We start from the raw sequence: 24,597 nt of genomic DNA, 5'->3' as shown, positions 1-24,597 counted from the left end.
CACTGCATCAAAACGACATCGATTTTGTAAACGGCCATTATCCGCGTTCACTCGACTCAGCTCAAGTATTTGATCTAATGACGTAACTCAGGTGGGATCGGCATATTAGATTGCTGCAGTTTCGGGCGCTCACCGCCACGCTTACGGTACTGCTTAAGCTGGAATACATACGCAAGCACTTGCGCCACTGCGGTAAACAAGCCGTCAGGAATTTGTTGTTCAAGCTCTGTTGTATGGTACAAGGCACGTGCTAATGGTGGCGCTGGTACGATATAGATATCATGCTCTCGCGCCACTTCACGTATCTTCATCGCCATATGATCAACACCTTTCGCGACCACAACTGGGGCTTTGTCTTGGTCTTGTTTATAACGCAGCGCGACCGAGAAGTGCTCTGGGTTGGTGACGATAACGTCCGCTTGCGGCACATCGGCCATCATTCGACGCTGAGCGGCTTCACGTTGAAGCATTCGAATACGCCCTTTCACTTCAGGCTTACCTTCGGTGTCTTTAAACTCGTCTTTGACCTCTTGCTTGGTCATTTTCAGCTGATCAGCGTGTTGCCAAATTTGAAATGGAATATCGATCGCCACCACGATTAGCAAAGAGCAGCTGATCAATAAGATGAAATTAAGCAGAATATCGAGCGCGTGAAAGATGTTTTGTGGGTAGACATCCATACTCAGCTGCATCAAGTCCCCCTGAGAGGCTTGAATCAGATAGATAGCCATACCAGACACCAGAGCGACTTTAAGAATCGACTTAATCAGCTCTACCCAACTCTGCATACCAAACATACGCTTGATACCACTAAGCGGGTTTAACTTAGACGCCTTAGGCATCGCGGCCTGCATCGAAAAGTTAATACCACCGACGCCCGCGGCACCAATCACCGCAGCAACAAACAGTGTCACCAGAATTAATAGAAGTGGGAATAACAGGTTCACTAACGCCCCACCGGCTATCTCTAGCAACTTGGTGGTATCGAAAATCTCTTCACGACTGAGTGAAAAAAGGCGCTGCATCGCCTCAAACAGTGCTTTGGCCATAGACTCACCAAACCACATTAAAGCGACCGCTCCGATAATTAATACTGACGCTGACGCGAGCTCTTTTGACCTTGCAACCTGCCCTTTCTCTTTGGCCTGTTGCAAGCGTCTGGGCGTGGCGTCTTCTGTGCGTTCTTGACCGTCTGACTCTGCCAACTCAGTCTCCTGCTATTTATACCAATCGTAGTAAATAATTGCTCACCCTAGCTTGTTAAAACGCTCGATAACTGCGTTAAAATTTTTGATTGTAGGATAACTACTTATCGAAAAATTCTGCCTTGTTCTCAAGCCTTTTTCCTGCGCTATTTTTGATCACTTACTTACTGTGATTGGTATTACTAGGGTCTATTGACCTAACAATCCAACCGGATCAGACGACAGATTTGCTGCTCACCCTGCATCCAGAACAGTTCATAGTGACCGTAAAGGCCGCCCAAGATATACCAACATAATAGTAAACCCACTAGCAACGCAAACGCGAAACCCAGTGAGAAGATGTTCAGCTGAGGTGCAGCACGCGTCATTACACCAAACGACAGGTTAATCGTCAGTAGCGCAATAATGCCAGAGAGTGACATCGCCAACGCAGTTTTGAACATAATTCCAAGCCACAGAGCTAACTCTCTAAAATCAACAGCAGTCAGTGAACCACTCCCAATAGGTAGAGTTTTAAAGCTAAACACCACCAGCTGTAGCATCTTCAGATGGCCGTCGGTGACCAAGAAAAACATGGTCGCGAGGAACATAAACAGCTGACCAAGAACTGGAGTGTTTTGTCCATTGGCCGGGTCAACCATCGAGGCGAAGCCCAAGCTCGATTGCATACCGAGAATCTGGCCCAGCATTACGAATGTCTGAATCATAAACTGGGTCACAATCCCCATCGCAATACCAATTAACACCTGCTCAAACAGAGTCAAAAAGCCCTTAAACGAGAGCAGTTCAATATCTTGTGGGACAGCAGGAATGGCTGGCATCACTGCAAAAGTAATCGCAAGGCCAAGATAGAGGCGAATTCGAGGTGAAACAAAGCGCGCCCCAGTCACTGTCATCACCATCAGCATGGACGAGATGCGAGTGTAAGGCCAAAAGTAGTTTGCTAACCAATCGAGGACAACGGACGCCGGGTATTCCATAGGCGTTAATACAAAACTTGTGGCAGACGTTCAATGAGCTCGAAAAAGAACTCCATCATCATCTGCGTCATCCAGTGCGCAAACAGCATCAAAGCAAGAAGCGTCACGATCAAACGAGGTAAGAAACTTAGGGTCTGTTCGTTAATCGAGGTCGCTGCTTGGAAAACAGCCACCACCAAACCAATCAGCAGGCTGGGAATAATAATGGCACACACCATGATGAGTACCATCCATAGTGCGTCCCTAAATAACTCAACAAATATCTCTGGATTCATGCTTCCCCCAGCTACAAGGCAAAACTGCCGGCGAGGGTGGAGAGTATCAAGTTCCAACCATCAACTAACACGAACAGCATCAGCTTAAATGGCAGCGATACAATCATCGGAGAAAGCATCATCATACCCATTGCCATCAATACCGAGGCAACCACAAGGTCGATGATTAAAAACGGTAAGAACAACATAAAACCAATCTGGAATGCGGTTTTAAGCTCAGAAGTAATGAACGCAGGAATCAGTACCGCCATTGATACATCTTCTGGGTTTTGCACTTCAGCGCCCGAGATCTGCACAAAGGTTTCTAGATCCTTAATGCGTGTCTGTTTCAGCATGAAGGCTTTGATCGGCTCTTGCGCCACATCAAATGCCTGACGCGCACTGATTTGCTCGTTCAGATAGGGTTGAACGGCTTGCTCATTCACCTGATTGATCACGGGTGACATGATGAAGAAGGTCAAAAAGATAGCGATACCAATGATCACTTGGTTGGATGGCGTTTGTTGTAGACCCATCGCCTGACGCAGAATCGACATCACCACCACAATACGGGTAAATGACGTCATCAAGATAACCATGGCAGGCAAGAAGCCAAGCATGGTCATTAGCGCCAGAATCTGAAGGTTAATTGAGTAGTCTTCGCCACCTTCATCATTGGTAGTCATGGTAAAGGCAGGAATACCTCCACCGCTGCCAGTGAGGCTACCTGTGGTAATGGTTTGAGCAGACGCCTGATCCTGTTGCATGGTGCTGACAGTGACAGATTCAGCCCCTGCCGTGTTAGCCGGGATCGCGCCATCTTCGGCCTGCGCCATGACAGATTGACTCAGCAACAGAGACATCATCAACATGAGCGGTACCCACACTGAGTTCAGAGCTGAGATTAAATGATGACTCGTAGAGCGAGTGAATCCGTTACTTATTCGCATCTTTCTTCATTAGCTGAGAGAGTTGGTTAGAAAAGGGGCTTTTCTCTGACATCTCTTTTGATAAAGGCTCTTCCAGCTTCGAGATCAGCTGAATCGATTGACTGGTAATACCCACCAAGAACTGCTCTTCACCCGCTTGCACGATAGCAATACGCTCTTTGGTGCCGACCGGGATCTGACGAATGATCGACAGCCCCTGTTGGTTGGTCATCGCGGGCACTTGCATGCGCTTTAATAACCAAGCAAGAAATAAGATGAAGCCTATAACCAAAATTAGCGACCCAAAAGTGGTCGCTAAATCTAGGTCGGGAGCGGCGGCTAGTGCATAACAAGGCGCCATGAAAAGGGCCGTTGCCGCCAGTCCTTGCGTCCGCGTCATCATTAACGCAGTTTCTTAATACGTTCTGTCTGGCTAATTACGTCGGTCAAACGAATACCAAACTTGTCATTGACCACAACCACCTCACCGTGGGCGATCAGCGTGCCGTTAACCATCACATCTAGCGACTCACCAGCGATGCGATCCAGCTCTACAACCGAACCTTGGTTAAGTTGCAGTAGGTTACGAATACTGATTTGCGAACGCCCTACTTCCATCGAGATAGTCACTGGGATATCCATGATGGTGTCGAGCTTACGACGCTCATCTTCTGAGATTGGAGAGGATGAATCAGTCAGCTCATCCAGTGGCGCGGCTAAAACGTCATCCACATCAATCGAAGGTGCTGACGGATCTTCACCAAGTGCGGCAGCCCATTCGTCTGCCAACTTTTGATCTTCACTAGGTTCCATTACCAAATCCTATTTTCGTACTTATTATTCGTTGTCTTCATCATTCTCAAGCTCAGACATCAAGTCTTTACCTAGGAATGCTAGATCTGTTTTAACCACATGTGGTCGTTCAATTTTCTCTGAAATCTGAACCGCAAGCTTTTCACCAGAGCGACCCATCTTCACACGATATGTTGGTAGCTCTTCAACAAACATGGTCGCATGCTCTGGCATGTCCATTGGAATGACATCACCAGGACGCAACTCCATCAAATCACGCAGAGAGATATCTTGCTCAAGCAGGTTTACGCGGAAGTTTACCGGTACATCCATAATTTCATCGCGCAGAGCAGTGCTCCAACGAACGTCCGTTTCCATCTTATCCGATTGAACACCGGCATCGAGCAATTCACGGATCGGCTCTACCATGGAATATGGCATTACCACGTGGAAGTCACCGCCACCGCCATCCACTTCGATGTGGAAAGAGCTGACTACGATCACCTCGGTTGGGCTGACGATGTTCGCCATACTCGGGTTTACTTCAGAGTCTAGGTACTCAAACTCGACCCCCATCACAGGTGACCATGCTTCTTTGTAGTCTTCAAATACGATCTTAAGAAGCAGCTGGATAATACGACGCTCAGTCGGGGTAAATTCACGACCTTCAATTTTGGCGTGGAAGCGTCCATCACCACCAAAGAAGTTTTCTACCAGAATAAACACCAAACGAGCTTCCATGGTGATCAGCGCAGTACCTTTGAGTGGTCTAAAGCGCACCATGTTCAGACTCGTCGGCACGTACAAGGTGTTTTGGTATTCACCAAATTTCATCATTTGTACGCCGTTAATCGAGACTTCTGCCGTTTTTCTCAACATATTGAACAAGCTAATGCGCATATGACGCGCAAAACGCTCGTTAATAAGTTCAAGGGTCGGCATTCGACCACGGACGATTCGATCTTGTGAGGAGAAGTCAAAATTGACGGCATTATCCGTCTCCGTCTCTAAGACGTCTTCTACCTCTTCAACATCATCTACGCCGTGTAACAGCGCATCAATTTCGTCTTGGCTTAATAAATCGGTCACAGATTACCTACTGAATCACAAAGTCAGTGAATAACACTTTTTCAATAACAGGCTGTCCAACGGCTTGCGTTAGGCTCGCCTTGATGTCTTCTGTCGCTTTATCTCTGAGCTCTATACGCCCTGTCGGTGAACGCAATTGGTCAACGGTCGCAGACGCAAACGTCGCCAGCAATGTGCTTTCTACTAACGGAGAATGGTAACGAGCGAGCTCTTCATTTTTACTGCCACGCACCATCAATTGGGCTTTAATCTGCACCAGACGATCCTTTTTGTCTCCAGAGACATTGAATAGGAACGGCTGAGGAATATTCACATAAGCAACGGGCTCGGCAGCGGTCACTGGAGCCTGCGTTTGAGCTTCGGATTCTGCTGAGCTGTCATCAGAGCCCATTAGGAAAAATGCTGCGCCACCACCACCCAGTAGCAACACGACAACGGCAATAATAATGATCAGTAACTTACTTTTGCCTTTTGGTGCTTCTTGTTCTTCTGCCATGCTTATCTCTAATTATTGGTTAAAACCATCTAACTCTCTGATGTGCACCTAATATTAGGCGTAATAACTAATTCCATCACGCTTTGACGCGACATTCAATTCAAGATTGCTGCTGCTATCAAGGTTTTCGTCACCTTGACCATCATTTGCACTGCCTGAACCCGATTGTCCACCGCCTTCACCGCTGTTGTAGCGATCTTGGCCTTGCCCAGAACTTTGTTGTTGTACCGACGAATCAGCGAGCTGCATTCCTTGTTGAGCGAGCATTTCTCTCAAGCGTGGTAACGTCTGTTCAATCACATCACGTGCTTGTTGGTTAGTCACCGTGAAGTGAACGTTCGCCACGTCATTGTTCATCGTCATACGGATCTTCATTTGACCCAGCTCTGGTGGGTCGAGTCGAATATCCAAGTTCTTTAAGTTCTTGGACATCATCATCTGAACCTTTTCCGCCACCTGTTCATTGGCTAACTCTTTCGTTAGCTGAAGCGGGGCTTGTTGAGCCGCTTGGATTTCTGCTCTGGTTTGTGCAGAACCAACAGGTGCCGCCCCTTGAGCTCCGGCCGCTGACGCGATTTGTTGAGCAAAGCTGCTCTCTTTCGCATCATCCTTACCCGTAGTTCGTCCTAAACCCGCCAAGGCTGCTGCTCCCGCCCCTGCTTTTAGGATAGCGTCCTTAGAACCAGCCTTGGCAGCCAACATCTCTGCACTCATTGAGTTAGCCGCGACGTTCTGCGCCGCAGCAAGGTCAAGATCTGAAGATGTCATCGGCGTTGCTGCTTGTGCTTGCGCCGCTGCATTCGAAGCTTGATGTGCCGCTAACTGCTGAGCCTGTTGCATCTGAACAGCTTGGGCTTGATTTGATTGAGCTAACGCAGCCTGAGTTTTATCTGCTACAGCGCTCTGCTGTACTGCTTGATGAGCCGCTCCTGCAACCGCAGCGGTCGCCGCCCACTCTTCAACGCCATCGGTTGTTAGTTCAGGTGAGTCTACTGGTGCGTCCCAGTTGATTACTGCTGGGGCTTGACTATACAGCTGGCTCGCCTGATCAACTAACTGCGTACGCTGCTGTTGAAGCACGACTAGCTCAGACGACGCTTTTGCTAAAGTGGCCTTTTCGACGTCAGAAAGATCCTCACCACCTAACTGTTTAGTTTCTAGCTCATTAACAACCAATTCAGTTACTTCAATTTGGGTATTTAATTGATTAATGGCTTTAGTATGCATTTCTACTTCAGCAGCCAATTCCAACTCAGCTTGCGTCAACGCTTGTGAAGGCTGAGAAGGAGCGCTCATAGCACTCTGCTCTACGTTAGCCAATTGCTCAATTTGCTGTGGTGTAACGCCTTGTTGCATTAACTGCTGCAACTGAACTTCATTCAATTGGGAAACTGGAACGCCATTGGTCAATGCTGCCACTTTTTGCTCTAGCGCCGCTTGCTCTGCGCTAGCTTGAGAGTTTGCTGAGATTTTCCCTTGAGCCATCTCACCATCTTCAGCAATAACTTGAGCGCCTGCAGCCCCCATCATTGCCATATTGGGTGCCGACTGCGCACCGGTCAAAGCTTGAGTATTGATCGATTGAGTGTTGATCGGTTGAGGGTTTAACTGATTTGCTGCGACTGCGTCTTTAGGCGCCAGCTCAGATTTAATCGCTTGAGAAGACTGAGCGTTAAAACCCGCGATCGGAGTCGTGGCTGTTTGAGGCAAAGCTTTGCCGTTTGACGAGGCTTGTAAGGTTTTATTTGCCTCATCCAGCTGGCCAAGTAACTTATTGCCTTCACTCATTGCCGCGCTTGCTTTGGTCGCTTGGGCCGCATTTGAATCAACTGCGCTACCTTGTGCCTTCTGGGCTGTGCTCTGTTCAGGCGCTGTTTGATGTACCGATTTATTACTTTGATCTGTTTGCGTCCCCGGCACAGATTCACTGGCAGCTTGAGATTTACTCCCGCCAGCTTGCTGTGTCGTCTCAGCCTTAGTTAGCTCTTGAGCGCCATTAGCCTTTGCAGCCTTCGACTCGCTGACGTCATCGGTTTGTTCGCTGTGACGACCTTGAGTTGGTTTCTCACTTGAAACAGCAGCTTGCTCGCCCTGCTGAGCTTTTAATAAAGCCTCATCACTCTTTGAAGCTTCTTTTGAACTCGCAGGCTGTGCATCGCTATCTACATTCTTGGCGGCATTTTCTGATTTGTCGGTAGTCTCTGTTTTAGCTGATTTTTTCGCTTCGCCAGCTTCACTCGAGTCCGAAGCAACTTTGGCTTGCTCACTTGAGTCGGTATTTTTGCTCGTCTTGCTTGTCTCGGCTTTTGCCTCTTCTCCTAGCCCCAGTGCATCTTTCAAAGAGGCAAAGAACCCCTTAGACTCGCCGCCTTCCTCGGTTTTAGCCGCAGACGAACTAGGATCCAACAGTGAAGTGGCTTTGGTGGTGACTGAATTTGAAGAAGGGCTAACATTCATATTTACAAGCTCTATCTACTCGCTTTGACGCCAAAAGCAATTACCGAAGAAAGCAATGATCGGCAAAAGCGATGCTCTGCAAAGGCAATGGGCGGCAAAAAGAAAGTGAAGCTCCGAGTCCTAAAGACTCAAGAGCGTAATAACAGAACTAATAAAGCAAAAAACATGCCTGAGAAGAAGATAATGTGAGAAAGGTCAATAAAGTGTGATATTGAGGGAAAAACTATCGACGTTGACGGCTGTAGAGTAACGTTGAAAATTCATCCATCTGCTTCTGCTCTCGTTGGTCTTGCAGTTTCGCTTTTTCTTTTTGCTTCTTTTCCATTAGCCATTCGTACGACTTACGCTGCTTGCGCAGTTCCATCCAATACTCTTGGCAGTTATCGACTTGGCTCTTAAAGTGCCCTTCTGCCTCTTTTTGCTTAGATAGCGTGTCGTCTAACTGAGTTAGAAATCGATTTAAGTGGCCATATTGGCTGGCCGTTAGCCCAGCTTTGCCTCGGTCCACTAACTGCTGACAATAATCAAGTCGGTACTTTTCGATTTGAGCAACTTGCTCGTAATAACCTTGCAGCTCAGCGTTAGCCTTATTCAAGGCCAACACTGCTTGGTTTTCTTTCTCTTTCGCTTGTTCTAGCAAGAACTCGAGTGCGTTATCCATTAACAAACACCTTATTGAGCCAGACATCTTGGTTAATCAGTATTGTCATGGGATTAACCTCCTAACACGTGTTTTAACATGTTGACACACATGTCATAAGGCACGGTCTCTTTCATTTTCTGCTGTAGATACTCGTCCAGTCTAGGTTTAAGCGTAAAGGCGCTATCAATCGCCGGATCCGTTCCCGGTTTATAGGCACCAATCGACACCAGATCCTGATTCTTACGGCAAATCGACAATACTTGTCGTACCGCCTTCGACATTAGAACGTGCTCTTCAGAGGTGATTTGTGGCATTACACGACTCACCGACTTCTCAACGTCGATCGCTGGGTAGTGACCTGCATCGGCCATTTCACGTGACAACACAACGTGGCCATCTAGAATCGCACGCGACGCATCAGCGATTGGATCTTGCAGGTCATCACCTTCCGTAAGAACGGTGAAAAACGCGGTGATAGAACCTTGTTCATCGCTACCATTACCGGCACGTTCTACCAGCGCAGGAAGCTTTGCAAATACTGAAGGTGGATAGCCCTTGGTTGCTGGCGGCTCACCTACAGAAAGTGCAATTTCACGCTGCGCCTGAGCAAAACGCGTCAATGAATCCATCAGAAGCAATACATCCAGTCCCTGATCACGGAAGTATTCCGCAACAGTCAATGCCGTCTGACAGCCTTTCAATCGCATTAAAGGCGAGGCATCAGCAGGCGCGGCAACAACGACAGAACGTTTACGACCGTCTTCACCGAGGATCTCTTCGATAAATTCTTTTACTTCTCGTCCACGCTCACCAATCAGACCCACGACCACCACTTGTGCGGTTGTACCACGAGTCATCATACCGAGCGTTACCGACTTACCCACACCAGAACCAGCAAACAGACCGATACGCTGCCCTTTGCCGACAGTAAGAAGGCCATTGATCGCCTTTAGACCCACATCAAGGGGTTCTGAAATCGGCTTACGTGCTAATGGGTTAATGGGTTCAGCATTAAAAGAGGCGCGATGCTCGGTGTAGAGTGGACCCAAACCATCTAGAGGATTACCTACGCCGTCAATCACTCGGCCGAGTAGCTCCATGCCAACAGGAATACCACTTTCACTGGTCATCGGTGTCACGCGAGCGCCCGGTAAGATACCAGTGATCTGCTCACTCGGCATTAGGAATAGATTGTCGCCAGAGAACCCGACCACTTCCGCTTCCATCTGCCCTGACATGGTTTCAACCAAACACAGGCTGCCGATTGGCGCTTTACATCCCGTTGCTTCCAGCGTCAAACCGACCACTCGCACCAGTTTGCCTGACGCAATTGGGCGAGACTTGAGGCCATCAACTTTGTACTGCCCAAGGCGTTCTGCAAGCTCGAGCATTATTCGTTACCTTGGTGACGATTAGCACCGCAGAAATTCTGGATCACCTGACGAACGCGATCTTCCATACGGTAGTTTACGCTTGATTCGCCCGCTTCAATCTGCACATCACCGCGATTCAATGCAGGCTCAGCGACAAGCGTCCAGTTGCGACAATCCAGTTCCGTTTCACCGTAGGCTGAACGAATGATGGTCACATCTTCAGGGTGAAGTTTAAGTGTGATTGCGTGGCCAGAAATCGGCAGAGATTCGACGGATTCTTTCACCGTATCAAGAATGATCTGTGGATTGGTCTGCACTTCAACATGCACGACCTCTTTCACCATGGTCAGCACCATATCCACCAGCTGTTTTTCCACCTGAGCGTTCATGAGCTCTAAAGGTTGGGCAAACTGATTCGCCAACCCCATAAAAATGGCAACTTGTTGTTGGATATATTCTTGTCCAGCGGTCACGCCTTCTAGCTTGCCTGCTTCTGTGCCTTCAGCATGCCCCGCGGCAAAACCTTCTTCTTTGCCTTTCTCGTAACCTTGTTTAAAGCCCGCCTCTTGGCCTTGGTGCAAGCCTTCTTGATACGCGCCCTGCTTGATTAACTCAATCTGCTCTTCGGTTAATACCAGCTCTTCGTCTTCAATCGCTTCTTCGACCGTTGGCATCCAACTAGGGTCGTAATTGAAGGCGGTTTCTTTCGCTTGTTGGTTGGTTTCAGATGTGTAATCTGGCAACCCCCACTTCTGAGGTTGAGCTACCGTGTTGTCTTCATCGGGACGAAAAAAGCCGCGTTTTCTATCACCTGACATATTAAATACCTATCTAAATACACTCATGTTCTGCGTACACACCATCCAGTTCCAGTATGGCTTAGGGAGCAGTAAACAGCTCAACCTGTATAGGCACAACGAAAAATTACTGTGAGATTGATAAAGAAAAGCCCCATCAGCGTGGGGCTTTATCGTTTCTATATTATAGGAACTCGTCGGCACCACCAGACAGCATAATCTCACCGCTGTCGGCCATTTTCCTCGCAATGCCCAAGATCTCTTTCTGAGCCGCTTCTACATCAGAGACTTTAACAGGTGGCATTGCCTCTATGTCATCACGCATCATATCGGCAGCACGTTTAGACATGTTCTTAAAGATCTTCTCACGCAGACCTTCATCAGCACCTTTAAGGGCTTTCTGTAGAACGTCTTGTGGTACATCACGCAGCAGCTTCTGTACACCTTGGTCGTCGACTTCGATAAGGTTCTCGAATACGAACATAAGATCTTGAATCTGGGTTGCCATGTCTTCGTCTTGGTCGCGGATTTGATCCATCAGCACGCCCTCGACGTTGTTGTCCATGTAGTTCATGATCTCTGCCGCTGCCTTCAGGCCGCCAATCTTGGCCGCTTGTGCGCCCGCTTGACCTGCGAACTGTTTCTCCATGATTTCGTTCAGCTCAGCCAGTGCTGAAGGTTGAACTTCTTCAAGATTAGCAATACGCATCATCAGATCGAGACGTACACGCTCAGGGAACTGCGACAAGATTTCAGCCGACTGATCCGCTTCTAAATACGACAGTACAATGGTTTGGATCTGCGGGTGCTCGTTAATGATAATGCTAGCAACCTGACGCGGATCCATCCATTTCAATGAGTCTAGACCTTTCGAGCCTGTACCCAATAGGATTTGGTCAACAAGGTTGTTCGCCTTATCTTCACCCAGAGCGGCCACCAGCGCATTACGCATAAAGTCTTCGCTACCCATACCAATGTTGGTGTACTTCTGAATATCATCGAGGAATGCACGGTGCACTGCGCCTACCTTCTCTTGGGAGAGATCGGCGGCACGTGCCATTGCACTACCTACACGTTGAACTTGCTTCGGCTCTAAATGACGAATAATACCTGCGGCATCTTCTTCGTTAAGACTTAACAACAAGATCGCTGCGCGCTCGTCACCAGAAATCGTTGCAATGTCGACATTCGCAACTTCTGCTACTTCTCCACCTTCACCTTGTGGAACAATTTCGTTAGCCATCTGCCATCCAATTCTTAACTACTTGAGCCGCTAGCTCTGGTTCATTTGCTACCAGAGCACGTACTGCTTTCAACACATCTTCATCTTTATGAAGGTTTGGTAAGTCAATGCTCGAGCCAAACTCAAACAATTCGCCACCTTCAATATCGCTGCCAATCAGGCTGGTCTCGCCATCGGCGCCAATTGGTAATCCATCAGGGCCGTATGCTTGTTCATCGGTATCATCTGCTGGGTTAAGCAGTTTCTTCATGGCTGGGCGAACCAGAACAAGAACCACAACGATGATAACCAGCGCACTTGCAAACCAACGAACCCAGTCGTTAAAGTTCGGATGCTCCCAGATTGGAACATCTGGCATAACATCAGTAACTTGCGGTGCAAACTGAACACTCAATACATTCAGTAGGTCACCACGGCCTTCATCAAAACCAACAGTACCAATCAGAACCTGTCTGATGGCGTTAATTTCTGATTCGCTCAGTGGTGTATGAACCACTTCGCCAGTATCTGGATTCACAGACTGACGGTTTTTAATCGCGACTGAAACCGTTTGACGGTTCACTGTGCCACTCTGTTTGCGCTCATGGCTGATAGTAGTATCAAGCTCAAAGTTACGTGTAGCCTCTTTATGAACTGAACCTTGCCCCATTAGAGAGCCATCTTTCATTTGCGCCACATCTTGTGGAATTGACGCATCTGCTGGCGGTTGGTTGCTTAAAGCACCCGGAACGCCTGCTACAGTGCTGCCGTTATTGTAATCTTCCAGTGTGTACTCACTGCGAGTCGCTGGTGTATTCGGATCAAAACGCTTTCTGGTCTGCTCTACTGCACTGAAATCAAGTTGGATATCCACTTGTGCCGTGTAGTTGCCGAAACCAAGGATCGGAATCAACACCGAATCAATCTTCTCACGTAGAGCCTGCTCTTGATTTCGCTCTAATTCATGCTCTTTACGACGAGCCGCTGACGCAGGGTCTTGAGAACCCGAGCTCAACAAGCGGCCATGCTGGTCTGTTACAGTAATGCGCGACGTCTTCATCCCAGGCACGGCGCTCGCGACCATGTCCACAACAGAATCTACTTCTTGTTGCTTGAGATTAGTCCCCGTTTTAAGCGTCAAAAATACGGAAGCTGATGCTTCTTGATTGTGACGAACAAACACACTCTGTTTTGGCAACGCCAACAAAACTTGTGCCTTACGCACCTGTTTCATCTGTTCGATCGCTTTCGCTAGCTGACGCTCACGGCTTAACTTTAAACGCTCTTGTTCAAGACGTTGAGATACACCAAAGCCCATATCCTGCATTAGGATATCGTCACCTGCGTTTTTCTCTTGATTCAGACCGGCACGCACCATATCCAGCTTCAGCGAGTTGTATTCACTGGCTGGAACCGAGATGGTATTGCCTTCTAATGAGTATTCGATTTTTTGCTGATCAAGGTAATCAAGCACTGGGATCAATTCTTCAGTCTCATACGCGCCTAGCGGACGCATTTCTGGCTCTTTCACCCAGAAAAACAGCATCACGATTAATGCGACACATATAGAGATCGAAAGAACAAGTACAACCTGACGCAGGAGATCAAGATCACCTACTGCCATGTCGAACTTCGATGAACTGCGCTCACCTAGATCGGGATTTTGCCCTTCGTTATCGACGTCTGCCCCTGCAACAAGTGCATGGTCATTCGCATCACTAACGGCTAAATCTGTTGTTTGACTATTTTCTGCCACTATCTACTACCTAACACTATACCGGCATGTTCATCAGCTCTTTGTACGACTCAACCAGCTTGTTTCTGATCTGAATCGTCGCCTCAAAAGCCACACTAGATTTATTTCGAGCAATCATTACATCGGAGAGAGAAACACTCTCATCACCGCTATCAAAACGGGTTTGGAGTTCCCCTGAGGTTTTCTGTAATGAGTTCACATTATTGATGGCTTGCGTCAACATATTGCCGAAATCTGCACCGACCGTCTGCCCAGTAGCAGCCGGACGCGTATTGGCAGCCTCGACCATCATTGCCCGCATTTCGCCTTGTAAACCATCTATTCTCATTTACTACCTCAGAGTCAAATTTATGACTTAATTTGTTGCTGTACTATTGATAGAGCAATTAATGTGCCACTGTCGATATGTGCGGCACTTTAGAGTGATTAAATATCGTACTCTATGTCCACACTCAATTCAGGATTAATCGCATCTTAGTTTGGGATATCTATCCCAGCATCACGCATTTTCGCCAGTTTATAGCGCAGGGTACGAGGGCTGATGCCCAATTTTTCAGCCATGTCTTTACGACGGCCATTACAGGCAATCAGTGTCTCTAAGATAATCGCATACTCTTGATCACGTAGCTCATTACCTAGGCCTTCACCGGCTAAAGATACCTTAGTCGCTGGGTTAACTTCTGCGATAGGCTTAACCTCAGGCGTCGCCACATCATTGCCTTCAACGATCTGTTGCAGGCCGCTGGCGTCTTGCCAATCCACCCCTTCTAGCAAAATATGTTCGCCAGAGATGTTAGATTGTTCACTCAATATTAGCGCACGCTGTACCACATTGTCTAATTCTCGTACATTTCCTGGCCAAGGGTAGCTGATCAACTTACCGATAGCTTCAGCAGAAATCGTTGGCACAGGCATGCCCAGCTTAGTGCAGTGTCGCTCAATCAGGTGCTTAGCTAATGGCTCGATATCTCCTTGACGCTCACACAATGGAGGCCATGATATTGGGAATACATTCAGTCGGTAATACAAGTCTTCACGGAAATTACCTTCCGAGACATACTGTTTTAAGTCACGGTTACTGGTTGCCAACACACGTACATCGAGTTTGATGCTCTTACGGCTACCTAAACGCTCTACCTCTCGCTCTTGCAGAACACGCAATAGCTTGGCTTGAAGGTTAAGATCCATTTCACTGATCTCATCCAGCAAGATAGTACCGCCTTGAGCTTGTTCAAATTTACCTGGACACGCTTGGATTGCACCGGTAAATGCGCCCTTTTCGTAACCAAATAGGGTGGCTTCGAGCATGTTGTCTGGAATCGCAGCACAGTTAATCGCAACGAACGGTCCATCTTTACGATTTGACGCGTTATGGATATAGCGTGACATCACCTCTTTACCCGAGCCACTTGGCCCAAGTACCATCACGTTTGCGTCCGTTTTGGCGACCTTATCAGCCAGCATTAACAGCTTAAGGCTTTTTTCATCGGCGACGACAGCATCGCCATTGTCATCCGATTTCACCGGAGCATAACGACTGACCATATTCAGGAGAACTTCAGGCGCAAATGGCTTTGCCATGTAATCAATCGCGCCCTCTTTCATTGCCGCAACCGCATCTTCGATATTAGCGTAAGCTGTCATCAAGAGAACGGGCAGATTTGGCCAGTTTTGTTTGATGTTTCTCAGCAACGCTAAGCCGCCCATACCTGCCATCTGAACATCAGACACCACGATATCAACCGAGTTAGACTTCAACTTGACCAGAGCATCTTCCGCGCAGTCCGCTTCTAACCATTCGTAGCCAGCGAGTGCGAGTGTATCGACCAAGGCTTCACGTAGACCTTCATCGTCTTCTACGATTAACACTTTGCTTTGAGCCATGTGATTCTCCAGTGTAAATTCCGTTAATACTTAAATACTTTCAGCAGCAGAGGCGCGTTCTAGTGGTAAGCACATCGTAAAGCATGCGCCATCGCCCTCTTCTGATATTAATTCTAATCGCCCTTCATGAGCGCGGCACACCATCTGTACTACCGCCAAGCCAAGACCTGTGCCTTGTGAGCGAGTAGTGAAAAACGGTTCCATGATTTTTCCTTGCAGCTCTTTCGGGACCCCCGGGCCGCTATCTTGTACCGAAATTTTGAGCTCACCATTCACAGGTCGGAAAAATACGTCGATCTGTGACTCTTTACCTGCAATCTGCACGGCATTAAGCACCAGATTACTCAGAGCAGAGGCGATTGCATTGGCATTGCCAAACATCTGGGTCTCTTCGCCTTCGACTTCTTGGCAGTAATCTATGCTGTTGGTCTTGAGTGCCGTCTCAACCATGGGCTGATATTCCGCGATCAGTTCTGACACGGTAAATGGCTTTACGACCTTGTTGTCACCACCTTTGGCGAACAACAGCATATCATTAACCTGCTTCTCTAAGTCATGCAGTCTATCCATAAGCTTAGTTTGAAAGCGCGTTTTTGTGGCAGGTGGCAAATTTGGCGCGGCTAAATTGGAAGCGTAGAGCATAGCACTAGACAATGGCGTTCTGACTTGGTGTGCTAAAGAAGCGACCATTCGACCCAATGACGAGAGACGTTGCAGATCACTCACACGAGCTTGAAGCAGTCGAGTTTCTGTCAGATCGGTAATTAAGATCAGCTGACCGGTAGCGGATGCGGAGATCGCCAGACGCACCTTGCGACCATTTTTCAGTGAGATCTCGTGACCATCGTCATCTTTAGGATCAAACGCACTCTGGATCACAGAGAACCATTTCTCTCCCACCAGCTCTACGCCAAGAATACGATGCGCCTCAGGGTTGGCTTCTCTCACTTCACCGTGAGTATCTAACAAGATAACGCCCGCAGGCATTACGTCGAGCACCTGTTTATATCGCTCGACTTGTTGCTCAACGGAATCTAGGTGTGATTGGTTTTCTGGTTCGTCAGATACGTGCATATCGAAAGTTTGCCTCAAATACTAGAATAGCCTGACATGCACCACACACATCAGGCTATTCGTTATATTTATCACATAGTTAAGCCGTCAACAACTCGACTATCGCCGAATGAAAGGTAGATCAGGGTTATCTCTGAGCCACCGTATTCATAAGGGTTTAGCGCTGCAAATTGTATTTGCGCATTTTCTCAACAAGAGTTGTACGGCGCATACCCAACATGTCTGCTGCACGAGCAACCACACCACCTTGAGCTTCCAAAGCTTGGTTGATCATGTTGACTTCCATATCTGCAAGCAACTCTTTCAAGTTTACACCTTCTGGTGGTAACTCTTGTGGCGCATTGGCGTTGTCGTTGAGGTCGTCTTGCTGATCAAAACTGAAGTCTTCAGAGAACAGATCCGCGAGTGCATCACGCTCTTGCTCTTCCTCAGACACAAAGCTATTGAACTCAGGTTGGAACTCTGGGATATCACTATAACGATACTTGGTCGGTAGGTGATTCACATCCACCAAACTGTTTGGGTACAGGATCACCATACGCTCAACCAGATTAGCTAACTCACGAACATTGCCCGGCCATTCGTGCTCCATTAAAGAGTTCACAGCACGTGGCGTGAAGCAGATTGGCATACTGCCTTCCGCTTCCATGCGAGTCATCAGCTCTTGCAGAAGCAATGGAATGTCTTCTTTGCGATCTTGCAGTGCTGGCATCTCGATCGGGAACACATTCAGACGGTAATAGAGATCTTCTCGGAAGGCCTCATCGTCAATCATGTTCTCTAAGTTTCGATGGGTCGCAGCGATCACACGAACATTTGCCTGCAGTGTGGTATTGCCACCAACACGCTCAAAGCAGCGCTCTTGAAGGACACGCAGCAGTTTTACCTGCATCGCCATAGGCATGTCACCTACTTCGTCTAGAAACAGAGTGCCACCTTCGGCCAATTCAAAACGACCTTTACGTGCAGTAATCGCGCCCGTAAATGCTCCCTTCTCATGACCAAACAGTTCACTTTCTAGTAAGTCAGGCGGAATAGCACCACAGTTCACAGGAACAAATGGGCCACCACGGCGTTTTGAGTGATAGTGGATATTACGCGCCACCACCTCTTTACCCGTTCCAGATTCACCCAAAATCAATACGTTTGCTTCAGTCGAAGAGACCTGCTCGATAAGGTGACGGACCTCTTGAATACCAGAGCTTTGGCCAACTAGACTACGAAACAGCGTATTTTTACGTGCAGATGAAACAACATTAACGCCCTTACGACCTAAAAAGTCCTTACAGTGCCTTAATGCATCGCTGAGTTGCGGGTAATTCAATGGCAACTCTAGCTCACCAACATAATTGGTCAGCTCGTCCACAGAATGATTATGCTTACCCATCACTAACAGGGGAATATGGTTAGCGTGGATCAGCTGTTGATTGAGTAAAGAATTGAAGCCGTTGCCCTTAATAGAGCCAATAATGCACCCTGCCCACTGTTGAGACCAGTCGACCTTGTGCGCTTGTTCAGAGCTGACAACTTCGCAGCCCTCTCCTACAAACTCTAATATTGTGCTTAAATTGTGACGCTCTTGAGCATTATCGTCTACGACAAGCAGTTTTGACAAACCTTGCATAAGTAGGATGTATTGCCTTTATTATTGGTGTGATGCGGAAAACATTAAGCAACGTAATCTATAAAACGGAAAAAAGTATCATTGATAAGATTAACGATAGACAAATTATGAAAATCAGCAACGAAAAAAAGCCATTAGGCTATCTAATGGCTTCTATTTTATTTGATTAAAAAAATAAGGCAACCAACCAATTAGCTCATGTGAGCTTGGTTAGAACTTTGAAATACCTCTAAATACCCACTTCAGCAGAGGTTAAATTGTGATATTCATTCGGGATCTGGTCCCATGCGCTCTTAATCTCGCGGATGATATCAATCACATCGTCGATCGGTTGAGGATCATTTTTGTGATTCGCCGCAGAAATTTGCGTGATCATAAACTCGTAAAGTTGATCTAGGTTTTTCGCAATGTCACCGCCATCGTCCATTGATAGACAGCTACGAAGGCTAATAATGATGTCTAAAGCCTTACCAAGACGCTCACCCTTCACAGGAATGTTACCCGCTTGCATCGCCGCCTTGCCTTGAATAAGACGCTCGATAGCACCTGCCATCAACATTTGAACAATTTTATGGGGTGAGGCAGCCGTAAGCTGACTATCCACTGATACCTTTTTATATGCCTGTAAAGAACCGCGCATAGTAAACCTCTTCTATAAAAACTTTTTATACTGTTGAACTGACTTGTTTCCGTGACGGTACTTCTGCAAGTCTTTGCCGACTCGTGTAGTCTCAGTCTGCATCAATTCAACCAATTTTCTTGTTCTCGTAATGGCGTTATACCACTCCGAGCTTTGCTTAACGTCGGGGTGTGAATCCAATAAATGAAGCACGTTTTGCAATAACTGTTCTCTGTTATCGACAAGCGCCATTATTTCTTCAGTATTAATTTCACTTATTTCGAACTTAGCCATAATTTGTTGATCTAGTTCACAAAGCTTCTGAAGTTCATCCTTCATCTACTAACCCAACGCATTCATCATACTGCCCAACTGGGACTGCATTTTTCCGGTCGCTTCCTGCATGGCGGTAAAACGAGAGTGAGTACGGCTCTCTAGCCCCTCCATGCGACGATCCAGAGAAGCCTGATCATCGGCTATACGATAATTCTGTTCAACTAGGCTTCGCTCACGGGTTCGAATTGAGCCCGTCACACCTGTAATGCCTTGAATCGCATCTTCGACTTTTTTCGCAAAACCATTGTTACCACCAAAAAACTCGCCCAACTTATCAAAGTTGTTATTGAGCTGGCGGTCCAACATATCATAGTTAATCTCAAGCGTACCTTGACGTGTGGTCGTAATACCAAACTCCGTCAGTGAGCTTATCTCTGGTGGCGCATCCTTAATGCTGGTTGAGAACACACTCTTTAAACGCGAGTCTGCATTTCTGACTGTGCTATCGCCCGCCAATGGTCCTTTCTGACCTGTGGTTGGATCGACGCCAGACAGGCTCTGCGAAACTTGGTAGAACTGATTGTATGAGGCGACAAAGGATTCAATATCTTGACGAACACTACCACGGTCATACTCAACGCCAATCTCAGCCGGCGCTTTGTCTTTAGGTGTTTTGCCTTTTACTGTGATGTCGATACCTTCAATGGCATCTTCAATTACGTTGTTATTACTCGATAACTGTGCGACGCCGTCCAGTACCACCATCGAGTCTTGGCCTGCTTGTACTTCCGTCATACCGCTATAGGTATCAAAAGATTGCTGTGCACGTTCCAGATCTGCTTGAGCTTTATCGATTTTTTCTAGGTGCTCTCGCTCTTCTGGCGGCAGTTTAGCGCGCTCAATATCTTTCGCTTGCTCTTCAGTAATTTCACCTTTAGCAACACGTTCTGCCAGTGCCGCTTTTTCTTGCGCCGTTTTCTCTTCAATACGCGCTTGCTCAGCCTCAAGCTTTTGTTGAGCTTCTTTTGGCGTTACGTAAGAGTCGGTCAGTGTGCCGGACGCTGCGTTAGTCCAGCCCGGTACGTCCGGTGCTTTCTCAATGGCTTTCTCATCCAGCTCAAGTTCTGGTGTGTAATAGGAATCTAATAATGTGCCTGATGCGGTCTCAGTCCAACCAGGAATGTTGTCTTCTGGCATCACTGAAGACGACGCTTTTGCAGCATCTAAGGCTGCCTGTCCAGCTGCTGCTGCAGCTTCTCCATAGCTCATGCTACTTGGATCTTGAGCGACTTCTGGATCAAGCGGTAGGTTTTCAGAATCAGACGCCTCTTGTGGCACAGGGTTGCCATCGGCATCGAGTTCTTGTGAGGTATCTGTTGCCGCTTCAATTGGGGCAGTATCTTGCCCAGGAGCTGGCTCTGAAAGGATCTCTTGAGCAGCAAGGCGTGCCGTTTCTAAGGCTTTCACGCGCTCTTCAAGAGTCTTGTATTCAAGTTTTTTAAGGGGATTATCGGATTGAGCATCAACGTTGATGCTGATCTGTTGCTCAACGCCAGATAGGTTCGACGCGACGATAAGGCGAGGGCCCTCAACGTCATTAATCACCGAGGCACGAACGCCAGGGTTATTGCTTGCGCCATTGATGCCACGTACAACGTCGATAAGTTTCGATCGCTCACCGACTTGTACATCAAAGCTCTTCTCACCAAGCGAAACCTGCAGCTTACCTGGGCCAAATTTCATGTCTTCTGATAATACGTCAGAAGCCACTTTATGGCTTTGGGCAAGCTGCAACACATCGATGGCATATTTGCCTGCAATTGCATCCGTCGTAGCGGTTGCAGAGACCACCCCGTCATCGGTCGTTTCCACTGTTCTCACAGCGAAAGCTTTCTCCTGACGAAAATTGGTCATTAAGTCTTTCATCGAATCAAGCGATTCTCTGAGTCGTCCATAGGCACTGATGCTGGAGTCGATTCGCGCTCTTTCATTGTCGATACGTTGCTGCTTAGGCACACGCTCCGCATCTACAATTTTGCTGACCATGGAATTGATATCCATGCCAGACGACATCCCCAGTGGGCCTAAACTCATCAAATCACCTCAATAATACGACTTAAACCTTCGCCTCCAATAGTCCACTATTTGAGGTTTGGGCTGCTAGACGCCTTAAAATTTCCAGCATTTCTTCGTCGGGTATCTGCCGAATAATATCACCGGTTGTGGCTTCATATATCGTCACCACATCCCTACCCGATTCTTCATCCACCTTAAAAGCAACCCCCTTGTTGATAGAAGAGATAAACTCGTTCATCTTCTCTACCATTTTAACCCGCTCTTCTTTATTCAGCTCTTGTCTATCTTGAGCCAATTGAATCGCGGCTTCGGTAGCATCCTCTTTCGATTTATCTACCTTTTCTTTGGGCGTAACCTCTAACGTTTTAGAAACACTAGGCGCACTGCTACCTTCATCGAATGCAAATTTAATGCCATTAGGTGAGCCATAAGGCTGGACGTTCGATGCGCTGGATGATATTTCCATGACACTCTCCTTCCGACCTTATATGAGCCATGGCATAGAGCCCTACACACGTAGACCTCTATTACCGCCTACTAAGTAAGCTTAGCCCAATAAGCTTAGAGCTGCTGATGGCGATTGCTTCGCTTGAGCTAGGATTGAAGTACTCGCCTGTTGCAGGATTTGAGACTTCGTCATAGCTGTCGTTTCTTTCGCGTAATCAGTATCTTTGATACGGCTCTTAGATGCATTAACGTTTTCGTTGATGTTATCTAAGTTGCTGATTGCGTGATCAAAACGGTTTTGGAAAGCACCCAGAGAAGCACGTTGGCTGTCTACAGACTTAAGCGCACCATCAATGATAGATACCGCTTCGTTAGCACCTGCTACAGACGTAACATCGATATCGTTAACAGTCACTTCTTTGCCGCTACCAATACCTAGCTCGCCAGATAGGCTACCGCCAAACTCAACGTCGCCTTGTACTTTTTGGCTTGAAGCGAACAGTTGCAGTTTACCGCCTTCACCAACAGAAGCTTTAACGTCTTCACTTTGACCATTAATGTAAGTCGCAAGTTCTTCAATATCGTTACCCGCTTTTGCAGAGATATTTACTTCTTGCTCTTCACCAAACTTGTCTTTGTACTTCATCGTTAGGTCAGAACCTGCCGCTACTGTCCAAGAAGAGTCTTTACCTTCTTCAACTGTGTAGCTCTTACCACCCATGTCTTGAGTGTCAGTACGCATGTTACCCATAGATAGCATTACAGCTTCACCAGAATCCGCACCGATTTGGAAAGATTGGCTACCGTAAGTACCGTTTAGAAGCTTGTTACCACCGAAAGATGTTGTTTCAGCGATACGGTTTAGCTCGTCGTTAAGTGCTGTTACTTCTTCTTGGATTGCAACACGTTCAGCTTTACTGTTTGAACCGTTTGCAGATTGTAGAGAAAGGTCACGCATACGTTGCAGAATGTTTGTAGACTCATTCATTGCACCTTCAGCCGTTTGTGCAATAGAAATACCGTCGTTCGCATTCTTCACAGCCATGTCTAGGCCGCGGCTTTGAGACGTTAAGCGGTTCGAGATTTGTAGGCCTGCAGCATCGTCTTTTGCGCTATTGATTTTATAGCCAGAAGACAAACGCTCCATTGATTTTTGAGTACCTTCAGCCGCGCCATTTAGGTAGCGCTGAGCCGTCATTGCAGACACGTTAGTGTTTACATTAATTGCCATAGTTGATCTCCTTTAGGCATTTCTGATGCACGCCAGTGACTCTCACCTCACATAAAGCACACATCAATATTGTCTGATGTACCGCTGCGTCTCTCACCTCACATTGGCACATCTCATTTCTCTCAATCCCTTTAACGGCGCTTTGATTAGAAGCTTTAACAAAAAAATCGATTTTTTTGGTTTTATTTTCAATAACAAGAGAAAGTGTGATCGTAGTTCAATTAATCGGGCGATATTCGCTAAAGTTTCAACTATTGATGGATTTATAAGCACATGGTTACTTATTAATTTACTGTGAAAGCGTCGATATTTAACTGCGTTTGATATTGAGGTGGTGGTCATCACCTTTTATCAAAGAAATAGAACGCTTACTTTACAAGTGACAGTGGACTCCTTTATCTGTACCTGATCAAGACTGAGATCCCTGATGCCTATTTAGGACATTTAGAGTTAGTTACAAGTTGCCTATTTATCGTCATTCCCTACCGCGAGGAACGAGCGAGATAGGGAATCTCTCTCGCCACCAACGACACAATCAGATATCCCAAAACACTTTACCAAACACTAAAAACGCGAAAACCCAGCCGAAGCTGGGTTTGTTTAGCGCTCATCTCTCACCACGAGCTAATTTGTGGAAGAGGCACTGACAAATGCAATGCCACTTTTATTTGATTAACCTAGAAGGCTAAGTGCTGAGTTCGGTGCTTGCTTCGCTTGAGCAAGAATCGAGCTAGACGCTTGAGAAAGAATTTGCGACTTAGTCATTTGCGTCGTTTCTTTCGCGAAGTCTGTGTCTTTAATACGGCTCTTAGATGCATTCACGTTTTCGTTGATGTTATCTAAGTTGTTGATAGCGTGGTCGAAGCGGTTCTGGAATGCACCCAGCTCTGCACGGTGGCTATCTACGTACTTCAGTGCAGCATCGATGATAGCAACAGATTCTTGTGCGCCACCTACCGATGTTACGTCGATAGTATCAACCGTTACTTCTTTGCCACCTTGAATGCCAAGCTCACCCGCAAGACCACCAGAGAAGTCTACGTTGCCGTCTACTTTGTTGTTACCTGCGAACATTTGTAGCCTGCCATCTTCAGTTACAGACGCTTTTACAGAGTCTTGTTGACCGTTGATGTAAGTTGCTAGCTCTTCGATGTCGTCGCCTGCTTTTGCATTGATGTCGATTTCTTGAGCTTGACCAAAGTTATCTGTGAACGTCATTTTTAGGTCGTTAGAGCCCGCTTGAACGTTCCAGTTCTTGTCTTTTGCACTCTCAGTTTGGTAACTCTTACCACCCATTTGAGCGTTGTCTGAACGCATGTCTTTCAGCTCAAGCATTACAGCTTCACCATTGTCTGCACCGATTTGGAAAGACT

24 protein-coding genes are annotated in these 24,597 nt (G+C 47.2%); all 24 read right to left on the bottom strand.

The window, feature by feature from the left end; all coding sequences use genetic code 11:
• Positions 1-74 precede the first annotated feature (74 nt).
• A complete protein-coding gene (gene flhB / locus KI655_RS20410) occupies positions 75-1,205 on the bottom strand; it encodes a flagellar biosynthesis protein FlhB (protein WP_285408263.1) in 1,131 nt (376 codons plus the stop codon).
• 197 nt (positions 1,206-1,402) lie between these two features.
• Positions 1,403-2,185 carry a flagellar biosynthetic protein FliR gene (gene fliR / locus KI655_RS20405; protein WP_032549653.1) on the bottom strand — a complete coding sequence of 261 codons (783 nt, stop codon included), beginning with the start codon at positions 2,183-2,185 and terminating at the stop codon, positions 1,403-1,405.
• 5 nt (positions 2,186-2,190) lie between these two features.
• Positions 2,191-2,460, bottom strand: coding sequence for a flagellar biosynthesis protein FliQ (fliQ, locus tag KI655_RS20400; protein ID WP_029235191.1), 270 nt, complete (start codon positions 2,458-2,460; stop codon positions 2,191-2,193).
• A gap of 11 nt (positions 2,461-2,471) precedes the next feature.
• A complete protein-coding gene (gene fliP, locus KI655_RS20395; RefSeq protein WP_373417311.1) occupies positions 2,472-3,389 on the bottom strand; it encodes a flagellar type III secretion system pore protein FliP in 918 nt (305 codons plus the stop codon).
• On the bottom strand, positions 3,376-3,771 hold the full coding sequence (fliO, locus tag KI655_RS20390; RefSeq protein ID WP_373417310.1) for a flagellar biosynthetic protein FliO: 396 nt from the start codon (positions 3,769-3,771) through the stop codon (positions 3,376-3,378). The genes fliP and fliO overlap by 14 nt, the downstream gene beginning before the upstream one ends.
• The gene (gene fliN / locus KI655_RS20385) at positions 3,771-4,181 is read right to left on the bottom strand and encodes a flagellar motor switch protein FliN (RefSeq protein WP_004739851.1); all 411 of its coding nucleotides are present in this window, start codon (positions 4,179-4,181) and stop codon (positions 3,771-3,773) included. Before fliN ends, fliO begins: the two co-directional genes overlap by 1 nt.
• Before the next feature lie 24 nt (positions 4,182-4,205).
• The gene (gene fliM / locus KI655_RS20380) at positions 4,206-5,249 is read right to left on the bottom strand and encodes a flagellar motor switch protein FliM (RefSeq protein WP_285408255.1); all 1,044 of its coding nucleotides are present in this window, start codon (positions 5,247-5,249) and stop codon (positions 4,206-4,208) included.
• A gap of 7 nt (positions 5,250-5,256) precedes the next feature.
• Complete coding sequence (fliL, locus tag KI655_RS20375; RefSeq protein ID WP_285408253.1) at positions 5,257-5,745, bottom strand: flagellar basal body-associated protein FliL; 489 nt, start codon at positions 5,743-5,745, stop codon at positions 5,257-5,259.
• Between the two features lie 54 nt (positions 5,746-5,799).
• Entirely contained in the window at positions 5,800-8,202 is a 2,403-nt protein-coding gene (locus tag KI655_RS20370; RefSeq protein ID WP_285408252.1) for a flagellar hook-length control protein FliK, read from the bottom strand.
• Between the two features lie 223 nt (positions 8,203-8,425).
• Positions 8,426-8,863, bottom strand: a complete 438-nt coding sequence (gene fliJ, locus KI655_RS20365; RefSeq protein WP_032549657.1) for a flagellar export protein FliJ — start codon at positions 8,861-8,863, stop codon at positions 8,426-8,428.
• A 53-nt stretch (positions 8,864-8,916) separates the two neighbouring features.
• Positions 8,917-10,236 carry a flagellar protein export ATPase FliI gene (gene fliI, locus KI655_RS20360; protein WP_285408251.1) on the bottom strand — a complete coding sequence of 440 codons (1,320 nt, stop codon included), beginning with the start codon at positions 10,234-10,236 and terminating at the stop codon, positions 8,917-8,919.
• A complete protein-coding gene (gene fliH / locus KI655_RS20355) occupies positions 10,236-11,036 on the bottom strand; it encodes a flagellar assembly protein FliH (RefSeq protein ID WP_285408249.1) in 801 nt (266 codons plus the stop codon). Before fliH ends, fliI begins: the two co-directional genes overlap by 1 nt.
• Positions 11,037-11,199: 163 nt before the next feature.
• Complete coding sequence (fliG, locus tag KI655_RS20350) at positions 11,200-12,258, bottom strand: flagellar motor switch protein FliG (protein WP_285408248.1); 1,059 nt, start codon at positions 12,256-12,258, stop codon at positions 11,200-11,202.
• Positions 12,251-13,993, bottom strand: a complete 1,743-nt coding sequence (fliF, locus tag KI655_RS20345; protein ID WP_285408247.1) for a flagellar basal-body MS-ring/collar protein FliF — start codon at positions 13,991-13,993, stop codon at positions 12,251-12,253. The genes fliG and fliF overlap by 8 nt, the downstream gene beginning before the upstream one ends.
• Positions 13,994-14,009: 16 nt before the next feature.
• On the bottom strand, positions 14,010-14,321 hold the full coding sequence (gene fliE, locus KI655_RS20340; RefSeq protein WP_285408245.1) for a flagellar hook-basal body complex protein FliE: 312 nt from the start codon (positions 14,319-14,321) through the stop codon (positions 14,010-14,012).
• Between the two features lie 146 nt (positions 14,322-14,467).
• A complete protein-coding gene (locus KI655_RS20335) occupies positions 14,468-15,877 on the bottom strand; it encodes a sigma-54 dependent transcriptional regulator (RefSeq protein WP_285408244.1) in 1,410 nt (469 codons plus the stop codon).
• Positions 15,878-15,907: 30 nt separating this feature from the next.
• On the bottom strand, positions 15,908-16,951 hold the full coding sequence (locus KI655_RS20330; RefSeq protein WP_285408242.1) for a PAS domain-containing sensor histidine kinase: 1,044 nt from the start codon (positions 16,949-16,951) through the stop codon (positions 15,908-15,910).
• A gap of 157 nt (positions 16,952-17,108) precedes the next feature.
• Positions 17,109-18,575, bottom strand: a complete 1,467-nt coding sequence (locus KI655_RS20325) for a sigma-54 dependent transcriptional regulator (RefSeq protein ID WP_285408241.1) — start codon at positions 18,573-18,575, stop codon at positions 17,109-17,111.
• 229 nt (positions 18,576-18,804) lie between these two features.
• Positions 18,805-19,215 carry a flagellar export chaperone FliS gene (gene fliS / locus KI655_RS20320; protein ID WP_008218262.1) on the bottom strand — a complete coding sequence of 137 codons (411 nt, stop codon included), beginning with the start codon at positions 19,213-19,215 and terminating at the stop codon, positions 18,805-18,807.
• A 12-nt stretch (positions 19,216-19,227) separates the two neighbouring features.
• Positions 19,228-19,533, bottom strand: coding sequence for a flagellar protein FliT (locus tag KI655_RS20315; protein WP_285353489.1), 306 nt, complete (start codon positions 19,531-19,533; stop codon positions 19,228-19,230).
• A 3-nt stretch (positions 19,534-19,536) separates the two neighbouring features.
• Positions 19,537-21,564 carry a flagellar filament capping protein FliD gene (gene fliD / locus KI655_RS20310; RefSeq protein WP_285408235.1) on the bottom strand — a complete coding sequence of 676 codons (2,028 nt, stop codon included), beginning with the start codon at positions 21,562-21,564 and terminating at the stop codon, positions 19,537-19,539.
• 22 nt (positions 21,565-21,586) lie between these two features.
• Complete coding sequence (gene flaG, locus KI655_RS20305) at positions 21,587-22,012, bottom strand: flagellar protein FlaG (protein WP_285408234.1); 426 nt, start codon at positions 22,010-22,012, stop codon at positions 21,587-21,589.
• A gap of 81 nt (positions 22,013-22,093) precedes the next feature.
• On the bottom strand, positions 22,094-23,224 hold the full coding sequence (locus KI655_RS20300; protein WP_285408233.1) for a flagellin: 1,131 nt from the start codon (positions 23,222-23,224) through the stop codon (positions 22,094-22,096).
• A 672-nt stretch (positions 23,225-23,896) separates the two neighbouring features.
• Positions 23,897-24,597: flagellin (locus KI655_RS20295; RefSeq protein ID WP_285408232.1), on the bottom strand; the 701-nt coding region annotated here is incomplete at its 5' end.

It is taken from the genome of Vibrio sp. D404a (assembly GCF_030248535.1).
GTDB lineage: Bacteria > Pseudomonadota > Gammaproteobacteria > Enterobacterales > Vibrionaceae > Vibrio.
The sequence above is the reverse complement of the archived record's forward strand: the minus strand, read 5'-3'. Positions and strand labels throughout refer to the sequence as shown.

Excerpts from the sequence above, each read along its gene's own strand:
- fliR (WP_032549653.1), bottom strand. The coding sequence starts at position 2,185 with ATGGAATACCCGGCGTCCGTTGTCCTCGATTGGTTAGCAAACTACTTT.
- fliQ (WP_029235191.1), bottom strand. The coding sequence starts at position 2,460 with ATGAATCCAGAGATATTTGTTGAGTTATTTAGGGACGCACTATGGATG.
- fliP (WP_373417311.1), bottom strand. The coding sequence starts at position 3,389 with ATGCGAATAAGTAACGGATTCACTCGCTCTACGAGTCATCATTTAATC.
- fliO (WP_373417310.1), bottom strand. The coding sequence starts at position 3,771 with ATGATGACGCGGACGCAAGGACTGGCGGCAACGGCCCTTTTCATGGCG.
- fliN (WP_004739851.1), bottom strand. The coding sequence starts at position 4,181 with ATGGAACCTAGTGAAGATCAAAAGTTGGCAGACGAATGGGCTGCCGCA.
- fliL (WP_285408253.1), bottom strand. The coding sequence starts at position 5,745 with ATGGCAGAAGAACAAGAAGCACCAAAAGGCAAAAGTAAGTTACTGATC.
- KI655_RS20370 (WP_285408252.1), bottom strand. The coding sequence starts at position 8,202 with ATGAATGTTAGCCCTTCTTCAAATTCAGTCACCACCAAAGCCACTTCA.
- fliJ (WP_032549657.1), bottom strand. The coding sequence starts at position 8,863 with ATGGATAACGCACTCGAGTTCTTGCTAGAACAAGCGAAAGAGAAAGAA.
- fliI (WP_285408251.1), bottom strand. The coding sequence starts at position 10,236 with ATGCTCGAGCTTGCAGAACGCCTTGGGCAGTACAAAGTTGATGGCCTC.
- fliH (WP_285408249.1), bottom strand. The coding sequence starts at position 11,036 with ATGTCAGGTGATAGAAAACGCGGCTTTTTTCGTCCCGATGAAGACAAC.
- fliG (WP_285408248.1), bottom strand. The coding sequence starts at position 12,258 with ATGGCTAACGAAATTGTTCCACAAGGTGAAGGTGGAGAAGTAGCAGAA.
- fliE (WP_285408245.1), bottom strand. The coding sequence starts at position 14,321 with ATGAGAATAGATGGTTTACAAGGCGAAATGCGGGCAATGATGGTCGAG.
- KI655_RS20335 (WP_285408244.1), bottom strand. The coding sequence starts at position 15,877 with ATGGCTCAAAGCAAAGTGTTAATCGTAGAAGACGATGAAGGTCTACGT.
- KI655_RS20330 (WP_285408242.1), bottom strand. The coding sequence starts at position 16,951 with ATGCACGTATCTGACGAACCAGAAAACCAATCACACCTAGATTCCGTT.
- KI655_RS20325 (WP_285408241.1), bottom strand. The coding sequence starts at position 18,575 with ATGCAAGGTTTGTCAAAACTGCTTGTCGTAGACGATAATGCTCAAGAG.
- fliS (WP_008218262.1), bottom strand. The coding sequence starts at position 19,215 with ATGCGCGGTTCTTTACAGGCATATAAAAAGGTATCAGTGGATAGTCAG.
- KI655_RS20315 (WP_285353489.1), bottom strand. The coding sequence starts at position 19,533 with ATGAAGGATGAACTTCAGAAGCTTTGTGAACTAGATCAACAAATTATG.
- fliD (WP_285408235.1), bottom strand. The coding sequence starts at position 21,564 with ATGAGTTTAGGCCCACTGGGGATGTCGTCTGGCATGGATATCAATTCC.
- flaG (WP_285408234.1), bottom strand. The coding sequence starts at position 22,012 with ATGGAAATATCATCCAGCGCATCGAACGTCCAGCCTTATGGCTCACCT.
- KI655_RS20300 (WP_285408233.1), bottom strand. The coding sequence starts at position 23,224 with ATGGCAATTAATGTAAACACTAACGTGTCTGCAATGACGGCTCAGCGC.